The following is a 12,650-nucleotide window of genomic DNA, read 5'->3' as shown; positions in this document are numbered from 1 at the left end:
CATCGGTCTCCTTGTCTTGCGCCGATTGTGAGCGCTGCCCGAGACGGTTTGGCGACTTCAATCTTGTTTATGCAGAAGAAGGTATTCCAGCTCGCCGCGGCCCAGGCCCAGGTCCAGCAGCTCGCGGCCGTCAAGACTTAAGAGCTCGGACCGCATGCGTGCATGGCGGCGGCGTTGCAGCCAGGCGGCGTAGAGGGTTTGCAGTGAGGGGAAGGTGTTTTTGAGGACTTGCATGATGTTTCTCCGTGGTCTTGTTGCGCATCTTCCAATTTAGGGTATGGTTTGAAAAGTTGAATCATCTGACGTATAAATTCAGGAAAGCTGATGCGTGCATTGAACTTGGACCAGCTGCGCACCCTGGTGGCGATCGCCGATCTGGGCACTTTTGCAGCCGCCGCCCAGGCCTTGCACCTGGCGGCGCCCACCGTCAGCCTGCATATCAGCGAGCTGGAGTCGCGGCTGGACGCGACGCTGCTGCTGCGGGGAAAACGTGGCGCGCAGCTGACCTCGGCGGGTCAGGTGCTGGTGCAGCGCGGCCGTGATCTGCTGCGTGATGCCGACGCAGCCGTCGAGCTGGTGGCGCGTCATGCGCGCGGGCGGGCCGGCAAGGTGAGGCTGGCCACGCAGACCGGCGTGCTGGTCTACCTGCTGCCCCAGGTCTTGGCACGCTTGAAAGAAGTTCACCCGGAGATCGAGGTCGAAGTGGCGGTGCTGGGCACCCATCACACCTTGGCGGCGCTGCGCGAGGGCCGCCAGGATCTGGGCCTGGTGACACTGCCGCTGCCGCCCGACCACGGCCAGCAAAGCGAAGCTTGGCGTAGCGATCCCGTGCTGGCCTATCTGCCGCCGGACTGGGACGTGCCGGACGAAGTCACACCGGCCTGGTTGGCCGACAAGCCGCTGATCCTGAACGAAAGTTCAACGCAGATGTATCGCCACACCATGGCCTGGTTCGGCCAGGCCGGCTTCAACCCGGCGACCCGTATCGAACTCAACTACACCGAGGCGATCAAGAGCATGGTGGTGGCCGGCTATGGCGCGTCGGTGATGCCGCAGGACACGTTTGATGCGCCGCAGGTGCTGACGCTGCACGATCGCATGCAGCTGCGCCCGCTGCGACCGGCGTTGACGCGCGAGCTGGTGCTGGTCTACCCGGAACCGGCGCTGATGCCGCCGGCGGCACGGCCGGTGCTGGAGATGTTGCGGGCCTTTGCGCAGATTTGATCGAGCCCTCTGAATGGTGATTCGTCGCTCGCTCGGTTGATTCGTCGGCTTGCGCAGGCCGATTGCGGCGCGCCTTCCTACAGTGAAGATTCGATTCACTCAACCGGTGCTCCCCATGGCTAACTTTAAAATCACCCGCATCGTGACCGTCGTCGCCTTGTCCTTCAGCCTGCCGGCCTTGGCTCAGCAGATTCACGTCAGCCCGGCCGCCGAGGTGGTGGAGGGCACGGCTTTGAAGATACGGCTGAGCGAGCTGCCGCCGCTGACGACCATACGCGTGCTCAGCAGCCGGCTGGCGCGCGGCATGGGCCTGCAGCAGCCCCATCAGGGCGAAGCCTGGTTCACCAGCAATGCCGTGGGTGAGTTGGATCTGGGCAGCCAGGCGCCCGAACGGGGCACGTACAGCGGTGCCGATGTGCGCGGCCTGTTCTGGTCCATGCAACCGGCCGCGCCAACGGCCGCCTTGCCGCCGCTGGATCCCAAGCACCCAGGCGAGGTCTGGCTGCAGGCCTTTGCCGGCGAGCGCTTGCTGGTGCAGAAGAAACTAGTGCTGCGGCCGTTCGCGCCCGAGGTGCAGAGCCGTTTGGTGGCGGAGTTTCCCGGCGCCCGCTATGCGGTGGGGCCGGGCACGCACAAGCGTGGCGCCATCATTGTCTTGGGCGGCTCGGAAGGCGGCTCGATCGCTGCCCGCACGACCACGCCCTTGCTGGCCTCGCAGGGCTATGCGGTGCTGGGCCTGCCCTATTACTCGCCGCCTAACTGGGGCGCAAAAGGGTTGGAGCCGGCCGAGTTGCCTGAGCTGCCCAGCTCATTCGCCGACATCGAGTTGGACCGCCTGAACCAAGCGCGCGAATGGCTGGCCCGCCAGCCCGAAGTCGACCCTGAGCGCATCGCCGTCTACGGCGTGTCGAAGGGCGCGGAATTCGCGCTGGCAGCCGCCGCACGGATGAGCTGGATACGCGCCGTCGTCGCATATGTGCCCAGCGATGTGATTTGGGAGGGTTGGGGCGTGGGCGTGGCCGAAGCGGACAAGCGTTCGTCCTTTGCCTGGAAGGGCAAGCCGCTGGCCTGGCAACCCTATACCGGCATGGCCGAGGAAACGGCCGGCTTCGCCAGCGGCGCGGCGGTGCACATCCGCCGGCCCATGGACCAGGGGCGGGCGGCACACCCGGAGCGGCTGGCGGCCGCGCGCATCGCGGTCGAAAACTACCGCGGCCCCTTGTTGATGGTCGCCGGCAGCGATGACCAGATGTGGGACTCGGCCGGTATGGCGCGCAATATCGAGGCCAGCCGCAAGGCGCTGGGCCTGCCCACCATCAGCCTGATCTACTCCGGCGCCGGCCATGCGCTGTCTGCCAGCGGCTGGGCGCCGACCACCGGCCACAACCTTGGGGCCATGAAGCTGGGCGGCAGCCCGGCCGTCGATGCGCATGCTCAAGCCGATGCCTGGCCGCAAATGCTGGCCTTTCTGCGCCAACATCTGGACAAGCCGGCGTTCACCAGCGAGCTGTCACGCTAACGGGCTAACGGGCTAACGGGCTAAAGGGCTAAGCGGCTGGTTGAAGGGCTCAGCGCGAACGCAGTTCGCGCGTCGTCTGTTCGCGCTCATTCAGGCGCTGCTGCGCCGACAGCGGCCTGAGCTTGCCGGCCGCCAAGGCAGCCTGGTCCAGATTGGCGCCCCAGCTCTGGCCGGCTCGCAGCATCAGCGGCGGCGCCAGCGTGTCGACCAGGGCCGTGTCGACCCAGGGCAGCGCCTCGGCCAGGACCAGCTTGGCGCGCGGCTTGATCGCTGCCTCGCCGATGCGGCCGCGCTGGCCCCAGGTGATGATCAGATCGGCGCTGAGCGCGCCTTCAACCAGCTTGTTGGTGACCGCATAGTCGCGCAGCACGCCGTAGCGCAGCTGCATCATGGTTTCTTCCACCAGCATGGCGGCGTCCTCGCGCGAGAAGCTTTGGCCATCGGGCACCGAGTAAGCGTAGTCGTCGTTGACGCGGTCCGCGCTGAAGAAGTAGACGATGTCGCTCGGTGTGTAAGCGATTTGCTGCGGCGTCGGCGCGGCGCCAAAGGACAGCACTTTGGCCAGACTCTGCAGCTCTCTCGAAAAGAAGGGGTACTGCTCGTACAAGCTCTGCGAGAGGCCGCGCGCCGGGCCGGCTTGGTAGACCCGCTTGTCGGTGGGCAGCGTGGCGTGCGTGCGCGGCGGCATGAAGTCGGCCGCGTGGGTCAACTCGTGATACAGCAAGCTGCCCAATGCATAGTCCACTTCGCTCAAGGGGCGGCTCAGGCGCGGCTCGCGCGCCAGGCTGTTGTAGGCATGCTGGTTGTCTTTCACATAACGCCAAGGTGAGGCGAAGCCCAGCAGCGCACCATTATTGCTGCGCGGGTCGGGCGACTCGCTGACCGTGTCGCGCTGTTCGGGCGTGAGCCACAGATTGCTGGCGTCGAGATAGATGGCGCCGGTCGCGTTCCAGTAGAAAGCCGGCCGGACCCGGCCACCGATGACGATGGCTGTGACGCTGGCCAACATGCGGCGGTAGTCGCCGAATTTGTCTTCCTCGCGCAAGAAGCGCTCGAACACCTCGCCCATCCAGTCGTTCGACACCAGCACGCGCTGCATCACCTGCTCGATCGTCGGCACCTGGCCAGCGGTGGCCTGGCCCAGCAAGGGCAGCTTGCCCAGGGTGCACAGATTGCTGCTCGTCAGCCGCGGGTTGTAGACGCATTCGTCCAGCGCTGACGCGTAGGGCCCCTGCGCGAGATAAGGGTAGACGCGGCTGGCCGGGTCGTTGGCGCTGAACAGCAGATCGGCCGGCGCGTTGGGTGGCGGCGCTTGCACCAGCAGATTGAATTGCCCACTGAGCTTGGCGCCGCTGGCCAGGGTGATGTCGGCCTGCAGACGCAGCGTGGCGTCTATCGTCGTCTGCGGCGCGGTGAAAACCACGCGTTGGCCATTGGTCTCGCCCAAGTACACCGTGGGTCCGTCCAGTTGGCGCCACTGCACCGTCGCCAGCGCCCAATCGGCTTCGCCGAGCTTGGCGCTGGTGACGCGCACCGAGGTCTTGCCGCCGGCCAGCACCGAGGGCTCGCCGCGCAGGGCGGCCGCATCATCGGCCTGCGCCGCCTTGGCCTCCACCAGCACGCTTTGGACGAAGCTGCTGCCTTGGCCGTCTTGGTAGCTCAAGTCAAAGCGGTAGGCTTGGCCGAGGAGCGGGTCCAGTGTGATCGCTTGCGAGCGTGCCGACAGCAGGTTCAGCGGCGCGCCGCCGGTCTGGCGCCAGCTCAGGGCTTTCAGTTCCTTGCCGCTGCATGCGAGCAGTGCAATCTCGGTGTTACGGCCGGCCAGTGGCGCCGCCTCTTGCGCCAGCCGGGCGACCGAGCCGGGCTGACATTCGGCACTCAGCGGCGGCACGGGCAGTACCGGCGGCGGGGCAGGATCGGGGGCGGGGCTATCGCTGCTGCCACCACCGCCGCAGGCCGTCAAAATCAAGACCTGGGTCAAGAACCCAAGTTGCAGCGCATGGCGCCGCAGTTTTGCCAATGTGTCTGGTTTATTTTTCATGCCGCCCCTCTTGAGGCGGCGATGTTAACCGTCAGCGAGGGCTTCGTTGGGCCCGCGCTCAGGCCTGGCGGCGGCCTTCGATCAGCACTGTCGGCAGCTTGTGCACCTGCGCCGTCATCTCATGCACCTGCCGCTTTTCCACTTGCTGTTGGGCCGCAGCTTGGTCGGCCTGTTCGGCCAGATTCATGCCCAGCACGGCCGACGCAGCAACGGCGCCGAGAGCGGTCAGAAAAGTGGTCAAAAGTTGGTGATGGCGACTGGTGTTCATGGCTGGGACTCCTTGGGGTTGAGGGGGCTCCTCTCAGACAAGAGAAGGGCCGCCCCGAGCTTGTCTGACCCCCTTGGGGGGCGGCCGACGTAACTCCTCGGCCTGGGGGTGCTTGTTTGCAATGTCTGCAGTGTCCGCAATGCCGAAGCGCGGCGCCACGGCCAAGCGACGAAGCGCTGGCTGGGCCGCGCCAAATGGGATTGGGGGCGACGAATGGCAGCGATTGCCGTGCCGATATTTCAGCGGTAGGCGCTGCTCATCTGGTGCAGGGCGCCGCTTCTCTCCAACTGGGTAATCGCTTGGTTCAGGGCATCGAGCTTGATCTGGCTGCGCCGCGACAAGGCGCAAGGCATCACGTAGCTGGCCAGCATGAAGTCCGGATTCAAGGCCACTTTGAGGGCGCCTTGGTGGCGCTGGTAGTCGACATAGAGCTGATTCGAGACAGCATATTGCATGCGGCCAAGATTGAGCTTGCGCAGATTGGCCGCTGCGTTGGGCGCGTCCTCACGGACAAAACCCTCGCCCAGCGTTTGCTCAAGTTCCGGATAGACAAAGCCGCTGACGGTGCCGAGCGGCTTCCCGCGCAGTTCGCTGATGGCCTTGGGCGCTGTGGCACTCGCCAGACTCAAGATCAGCTCGCCATCCGGCAGCACCGGCAGACTCCAATCGAATGGTCCGGCAAACCATTTGGGTAGCAGGCCGCAGACGAGGTCCCCGTCGCCTGCCTCTAAAGCCCTGGCAATGCGTTTGCGAGGCAAGACCAAGAACCTGAGGTCCCGGCCCAGCTGCTTGGCCAGGGCCTGCCCCAAATCCCAGTGCAGGCCGGCAAGTACTTGATTTCTTTGCAGCTGCGCCCAGGGCATCTCGGTGCTGGCGTCGACGATGAGCACCAAGTCGGCGGCGGCGGCCGAGCTGGCACCCAAGCCCAAGCCCATTGCAACCAAGAAACTCGCCACGTACATCGCCAAGCCGTGCATCAATAACCCCAGTCTCGAGCCGAGACAGGTTTGATGATAGCGGCGAGCCTTCAGGGCAAAAGGCCCCAAAGCTTGATCGCCGGCAAAGTCTGGGCGAACCGGGCGCGGGCCTTATGAATCAGTACTTGTCGCCAAAGGCAAAGATCGGCTTGCGCGTCTTCCACTGCCCTTCGGTGAAGTCCGGGAAGGGGAGGGTCTTGAAGCCCTCGGCAATCGACTGCTCCGACAGCGGCGTGATGGCACTCCAGGCCACCGCGTCATAGACGTCGATGGGCATGGGCGCATCGGCCTTCAGCGCTTCGATAAAGGCGTTGACGACAAACCAGTCCATGCCGCCGTGTCCTGCCTCAGCCGCGGTGGCGGCGTGCTTCTTCCACAGCGGGTGCTCGAACTTGTCCTGGTAGGCCTGGAAGTCTTCCCACTCATGCGGCTTGCTGATGCCCTCGATATGCACCGAGTTGTTCACGTCCATCCACAAACCATTCGTGCCCTGCACCCGGAAGCCCAGCGAATAGGGGCGCGGCAGCGAGGTGTCATGCTGCAACAGAATCGTCTCGCCGTTCTCGCAGGCCAAGCTGGTGGTGACAATGTCGCCGAGCTTGAAGTTGACCTTGGCCGAGGGGTGCTCGGGCTTGCCCATTTTGTTGGCGACAAAGTCATGCAGGCCGCGCGCCTTGCTGGCGAAGGCATTGATATGCGTGAAGCGGTTGCCGCGGTGGATGTTCGCGTACATCGCGCAGGGGCCGATGCCGTGGCTGGGATACAGCTCGCCATTGCGGTCGACCGCATGTTGGGTGCGCCAGCGCGCCTCCGACCAGCCCTTTTCACCAAACTCGACGCCGCCACCATAGGGCTTGGCTGGGTCACCGGAATTGAATTTGACCGCACGCAGATCATGCTGATAGCCGCCCTGCAAGTGGACCAGCTCGCCGAACATCTGGGCCCGCACCATCTGCAGTACCGCCATCACATCGCGCCGGTAGCAGACGTTCTCGAGCAACATATACGGTGTGCCGGTGCGCTGCTGGGTGCGCAAAACATCCCAGTGATCTTGCAGCGTGACGCCGGCCACCACCTCGCAGCCCACCGCGACCTTGGCCTCCATTGCCGCGATCGCCATCGCCGCATGCAGCTCCCAGGGCGTGGCGATGATGACGGCGTCCAAGTCTTTTTGCGCCAGCAGTTGCAAGTAGGCCAGCTTGTCGCCACTCTCGCCATAAGTGCTCGGCTTGGGCTTCTTGAACTTCTCCACCATGGCCAGCGCCCGGCCCAGCATGATGGGCTCGATATCGCACAGCGCCACCACGTCCACATCGTCGCGGCGCAGCAGCTCTTTCAGCAAGACCTGACCCCGCATGCCGGTGCCGATCAAGCCGACGCGCAGGCGCGGGCGGGTGGCGGCTTGAGCGGAAAACGCGGGCGTCAGCAGTGCCGATCCACCCAGCGCGGTGGTGGAGGAGCGGAGGAAATTTCTACGATTCATGGTCATGGCAGGCATGGGGAAATGGAGGTGCAGTCAGCTGAGCTTACGTGATCGTGCCAGCCCAGCCATCAGGACTAAACCCAAGCCGAATAGAGCATAGCCAGCCGGCTCAGGCACAGCGGCGGCGGTCCAGTCGATCACGACTTGGCCGCTGACCCAGCGCCCGTCGGGGCTCAGGCCATCGGACGCCGCTTCGCTGAACTCCAAACGCAAGATGCCGTCGGCGCCGACGCTGAAGTCCAAGCCCTGATCGAGCAAATCAATCGAGCCGCCAAAGGCCTGGCTGCCAGAAAAGTCGCTGCCCGCGCCGGGCGCCAACAACAGGCCGGCGCTGCTCGTCTGTGCTCCGCTCAGGCTCAGCTGCAGCTCCGACAGCCAACTCGGGTTGTAGGCATCCAGATTGACTTGCCAGCTGAGGCTGTTGATATGGGCCAGCGCGCCGAGATTGAAGTTGAGGACGGTGTTGGCGGCCGAGCCGATCACGTCCTGGCTATTGATGCCGCTGACATCCAGCGTCAGCACATCGGCGCTTGCGGGCAGGGCGACGGACACAGCAGTGGCAAGCGCCAAGCTCCAGCGAGTGAGACATTTATTCATGATGAGCATCTCAGTTCAAGGCAAGGTATCGAGTCGAACGTCGGGTTTGACGCCGGTCAGCGGGCGCGTGAAGTATTGGCCCGCCGTCACCGTCTCATTGAAGAACCCGCCATTGCGCAAGAAGAATTTGCCGCTGGCATCGACGCCGCCGGCATAGTCCAGGCGCTGCTTGTTGGCGCCGGTCGCGTCGACGCTGAAGCGGGCGCGGTTCAGCTCTTTCCAAGTGCCGTCTTTGTTGACCGCCCATTGCTGGCCGTGCAGCATCTTGCGTTCACGCCAACCGTAGTCACCGTCGAAGTTCTCGGCAAAGGCGTAGAAGTCGGTCAGCCAAGTCGTGATGTTAGGGCGGGTCCAGGTGGCGATGAAATGCCATTGGCCGTCTTCGGGTGCGAAGAACCAGGCCGAGTACAGGCTGGCGCCCTGGCCGTCGGGCCGCACGCGGGTGATGAATCTATAGGTATTGCCGGCCACCCAGGGGTAGAGCAGGTAGGACTGGCCGCCTGTGCCTTCGCCGCCGAACTCATTGACGACGACGTCCGGGCCTTTCTTGACCAAGGTGGTCTTGCCACCACCGTCCGGGTCCCAGACCGAGAACAGCACGCGGCGCTCGTCCGGTCCGTTCACCTGAATGCCCATATAGCCCTGGCCGAAGCCATTGGCCATGAAGTAGGAGCCGATCGGGTCTTCGCCGACGGGGATCTGCAACTCGCTGTAGGCGTATTCGGTATTGGCCGGCACGGCATAGGACAGATGCACCGAAGGGCCGCGGCGCGACCAGTAATAGTCCTCCGGCGCATTGGCATAAAGCAGACCGGTGGTGGCCGTGCCGCTCAATTCGATGGCCGTCAGCTTGCCGAACTCCGCGCCCGTGCGCTTGAGCCCTTGTACATCGATCTTGACGTAGCCGGCTTGAGCCACATCGACCGTGGCCAGGCTGGTGACTTGCGCCGTGCCGGCCGTCAGGCGCTGGGTGAAGCTCTTGCCCTGGGCCGTGATGCGCAGCGTGCTGACGCCGCCGTCCGGCGCGCTGCCCTTGAGTACGATATTGAACTTGCCCGGCTGCGCGACCCGCACATAAGTGCTGATCACCGTGGCCGGGGCGGTCCAGTCCATCAGCCCTTCTTCATTGGAGATCCACTCCGTCGTGTCGGGGCCGGCTGCGGTGATGTAAGCATTGCCGCCAAGGGCGACTTGTGGCGCGCGGGCTTTGGCGGCGGCGACCGCCGGTGCGGCCAGCGCTCGCATGCTGGGGCCAGCATCTGCTGCGGCAGCAGCAGCGGAAGCAGGCTCCTCCGCCAGATTGCCGCCGCCGCAAGCGGCCAGCGACAGCAGCGACATCAGCGCGCTGAGGGTGAGCAGGCTCAAGGGCCGGCTGGCACTGCTAGGCCCCTTAAAGATTTGCACTTGCATAGACACTTTCTGTGATCAAAGCTGGGTTCGGCGTGCACAGCGGCGCCCGGCCTGCCAGGCGATGGCGGGCCCAAGCGCTGCTGTACGGGTTGTGGGCGGCTGCGGCTTACCAGAACTTGTAGCTGGCCGACAGGCTGTAGACGCGGCCGAAAACGTTCAGCGCGTGGTTATAGCCTTCCCAGCCATTCGGGTCGTAGTCCGGCTGCTTGTTCAAGACGTTCTTGATGTTCAGGCCCAGATTCAAGGACTTGACCGGCTCCCAGTTGAAGCCCAGATTGACCGTGTAGTAGGACGGCGCGCCGCCGCACAGATTGGCCGGAAGGGCCACATCGGCAGCAGTACAGGTCGTCGGGTTGTTGTTCTCCTCATCGGTTTTGTCATAGGCCCATTTGGTGCCGCCGGTGTAGTTGACGAACAAGCTGCTGCCGAAGTTCTGATAGCGCCAATCAGCATTGAAGGTCGCACGGTACTTGGGTTGGCCGTAATAGCCGACATAGTTCTGCGAGAAGCCTTCGCCGAGCGCGTCGTCATGCTTGTTGCGGTTCATGATGGTGGCGGCCACACCCAGATTGAGCTTGCCCATTTCGCCCAGGCTGAAGCGGCCATGCGCGTCGATGTCGAAACCGTCGACCAGGGTGCGGCCACGGTTCAGATAGCTGTTGCTCATGCCCGCCAGCAGGCCTACCGAATAACTCAAGGGCTTGCCGCTGCAGGCGGCCGCATTGGCCGGGTTGGCGCACATGGCGGCGGCCGCGGCGACGTTGCTCTTGTCGGTATCGGTGATCGGGCTGCGGATCACGCCCGGGGCGCCGGCCAGGCTCGGACCGTATTTCTCGGCGTATTGGTCATAAAGCTCCTGGAAATCCTGGCGGATGATCTCGTCGCGCCGCTGGATCAACCAATAGTCGGCCGAGATGTCGAAGTTCTTGCCAGGTTGGAATACCAGGCCCAAGGTGCCACTCTTGGCTGTTTCGGGTTTCAGATCCTTGTTGGGCGGTGTCAGCCCGGCGATATTGTTGCTGCAGTTGCTGTTGAGCAAGGTATTGCCGAGATCCTGGTCCGCCTTGTCGACCGACTTTTTCAATTGATTGGCGATGGCGTTGGTTTCATTGCAGCGCACGGTGTCCTTCATGCCGCCGCGCTGGGCAAACACGCCGCCTTCGCCGGACTCGGCCAAATTCGGCGCGCGAAAGCCCTGTGAGTAAGTGCCACGCAGCAGCAGCTCCGGCATGGCGCGGAACTTCAGGCCGACCTTGGGCGCCAGATTGGCGGCAAAGTTCGGGTACTTGTCCAGGCGCACGGCGGCGTCCAGCTCCAGGCTCTTGGTGATAGGCACGATGGCCTCGCTGAACAGCGCGCCTATGGTGCGCTGGCCGTCAAACCAGGAGCCGCCTTGCTGGGTGATGTGGCCGTCGGCCGCGTCCTTGTTGCCGGGCGTGTAGAAGGATTCCCGCATCAGGTTGTAGCCAAAAGCAGCGCGCACATCGCCGGCCGGCAGCGTGGCGACCTTGCCCTCGATCTTGCCGTCCAGGCTGACCAGCTTGGTCCAGGACTGGATGTCAAAGGTCGCGAAAGCCTCGCGGATCAGTGCGGCATTCTTCTCGTTGATTACGCCGAACTGGAAGGCCGGATGGTCGGGGATGAAGCTGCGCTTGCTGACCGGGTCGTAGGTGAAGGGGCCAAAAGCCTTCTCGAAACCGAGCGTGTTGATATTGCCCGTTTGCAAAACCGTCGAGTGGCTGCCGGCCACGCTCAAGGCGGTTTCATAGTCCCAGTCGCCAAATAGGGTGCCGCGCACACCGGTCATGGCGCGGTAGCTCTTGTCCAGCGTTTCTTGACCAAAATGGCCGGTCGCATCTTGCAGCAAATAGCTCAGGCCGGCGGCGCCGCCCATCTTGGCCTTGAGCTCAGGGGTCAGCTTGTTGTATTCGTTATTGGGGCCGAGGAAGGGGGCGATAAAGGTGTTCAGCGTGGTGCCGGTATTGCGCGAGTACCAGTTGATGGTCTGGCCGCTGCTGAAGCTGCCCGGTCCGCGCTCGCCGCGCAGATTGATGTCGGTGTAGACGAGCTCGGCAAAGCCCTCCATCGCCGGGCTGATATTCAGGCGCCCCGCCAGGTAGCCAGTGGCGCGGTCGCTCTTGGGGCCGGTGTCGAGTTGATTGGGCAAGCCATTGACGACGCAGCTGGTGCTGGCGCCCGAGGTCAGGACATTGTTGCAACCCGGCGCGGCCATTCTGGTGCGCACATTCTTGGAGTCAAACACAAACAGGGTGCCGGGGTTGAGCACGCCGCGCTCGCTGCCAGTGCCGATGCGCAGGTCACTGATGAAGGTCGGGTTGTTGATATAGAACTGCTCAGGGCGCTTGTCGTAGGTGTCCGAGAAGGCAATGCGGTCGCGTTTGAACAGATTGATCGAGCCGTAGATATTGAAACGGTCGCGCTCGAAGTCGCCGAAGCCGTAGGTGGCGCTGGCCTGGTGTTCGCCATAAGCCTTGACTTCGCGTGAGTGATCGGTCGTCAGGCTCAGCTCCAAGCCCTGATAAGCCCGTTTGGTGATCACATTGATGACGCCGGCGATCGCGTCCGAGCCGTAGACGGCCGAGGCGCCGTCGGTCAGCACCTCCATGCGCTCGATCGCGGCGGCGGGGATCGCGTCGATATTGACGAACTGGGTCTGAAAGCCTTCCGGTGCCCCGTAGAAGGACAGGCGGCGGCCGTTCAACAGCACCAAGGTGCCCTGTGCGCCGAGGCCGCGCAGATTGGCTTGCGAGGCGCCGTCAGAGCCGCTGAACAAGGAGCGGAAGTCTTGCTGACCGGGGCGCGCGGCGGGCAGGTTGTCCAAGACTTGCATCAAGGTGCGTGCCCCCATGCTTTCGATTTGCTTGGCCGTGATCACCTGCACCGGCGAAGCCGTTTCGGCGTTGACCCGCTTGATGCTGGAGCCGGTGATCTCAACGCGGTCCAGCTCTTCAGCGGCATAGGCTGTGTGAGTCACTTGAACCAAACCTGCTGCAGCCAGCAGTGCCACCAATTTCGTAACTTTCATTTTCATGTTCTCCGGTTGAAGGCGGTCAGACCCATCTGCCGCCTAGTTCTTAAGTTATTTTTGACAGGCCCTCTTTGGGGGCTCT

The 12,650-nt window shown here is 63.8% G+C and carries 10 protein-coding genes; 2 read left to right on the top strand and 8 right to left on the bottom strand.

Translation table 11 applies throughout. The features are described 5' to 3' along the window. Nucleotides 1-57 precede the first annotated feature (57 nt). Entirely contained in the window at nt 58-234 is a 177-nt protein-coding gene (locus tag LNV09_RS04980) for a DUF1127 domain-containing protein (RefSeq protein WP_263555979.1), read from the bottom strand. Nucleotides 235-324: 90 nt separating this feature from the next. On the opposite strand from LNV09_RS04980, the gene LNV09_RS04975 reads away from it, so the two are divergent. Both LNV09_RS04975 and LNV09_RS04970 read left to right on the top strand, forming a co-directional pair. Continuing rightward, complete coding sequence (locus LNV09_RS04975; RefSeq protein ID WP_263555978.1) at nt 325-1,224, top strand: LysR family transcriptional regulator; 900 nt, start codon at nt 325-327, stop codon at nt 1,222-1,224. A 115-nt stretch (nt 1,225-1,339) separates the two neighbouring features. Beyond that, a complete protein-coding gene (locus LNV09_RS04970; protein ID WP_263555977.1) occupies nt 1,340-2,743 on the top strand; it encodes an acyl-CoA thioester hydrolase/BAAT C-terminal domain-containing protein in 1,404 nt (467 codons plus the stop codon). Nucleotides 2,744-2,792: 49 nt separating this feature from the next. Here the strand turns inward: LNV09_RS04970 and LNV09_RS04965 are convergent, their stop codons facing one another. From LNV09_RS04965 to LNV09_RS04935, 7 genes are all read right to left on the bottom strand, one after another. After that, nucleotides 2,793-4,784 (bottom strand): hypothetical protein, encoded by a 1,992-nt coding sequence (locus LNV09_RS04965; RefSeq protein ID WP_263555976.1) that lies wholly within the window; start codon nt 4,782-4,784, stop codon nt 2,793-2,795. A 58-nt stretch (nt 4,785-4,842) separates the two neighbouring features. Continuing rightward, nucleotides 4,843-5,052, bottom strand: a complete 210-nt coding sequence (locus LNV09_RS04960) for a hypothetical protein (RefSeq protein WP_263555975.1) — start codon at nt 5,050-5,052, stop codon at nt 4,843-4,845. 239 nt (nt 5,053-5,291) lie between these two features. Further along, entirely contained in the window at nt 5,292-6,029 is a 738-nt protein-coding gene (locus LNV09_RS04955) for a substrate-binding periplasmic protein (protein ID WP_263555974.1), read from the bottom strand. Between the two features lie 118 nt (nt 6,030-6,147). After that, entirely contained in the window at nt 6,148-7,512 is a 1,365-nt protein-coding gene (locus LNV09_RS04950) for a Gfo/Idh/MocA family protein (RefSeq protein WP_263555973.1), read from the bottom strand. Nucleotides 7,513-7,545: 33 nt separating this feature from the next. Beyond that, on the bottom strand, nt 7,546-8,109 hold the full coding sequence (locus LNV09_RS04945) for a PEP-CTERM sorting domain-containing protein (RefSeq protein ID WP_263555972.1): 564 nt from the start codon (nt 8,107-8,109) through the stop codon (nt 7,546-7,548). A gap of 15 nt (nt 8,110-8,124) precedes the next feature. After that, nucleotides 8,125-9,474: a DUF3472 domain-containing protein gene (locus LNV09_RS04940; RefSeq protein ID WP_263555971.1), complete on the bottom strand. Its 1,350-nt coding sequence runs from the start codon at nt 9,472-9,474 to the stop codon at nt 8,125-8,127. 151 nt (nt 9,475-9,625) lie between these two features. Beyond that, entirely contained in the window at nt 9,626-12,565 is a 2,940-nt protein-coding gene (locus LNV09_RS04935; protein ID WP_263555970.1) for a TonB-dependent receptor domain-containing protein, read from the bottom strand. Between the last annotated feature and the right edge of the window lie 85 nt (nt 12,566-12,650).

Origin of the sequence: Paucibacter sp. B2R-40, from assembly GCF_025717555.1 — a bacterium.
In the GTDB taxonomy this organism is placed as follows: Bacteria; Pseudomonadota; Gammaproteobacteria; order Burkholderiales; family Burkholderiaceae_C; genus Paucibacter_A.
This window is presented reverse-complemented; position numbering and strand designations above follow the sequence as displayed.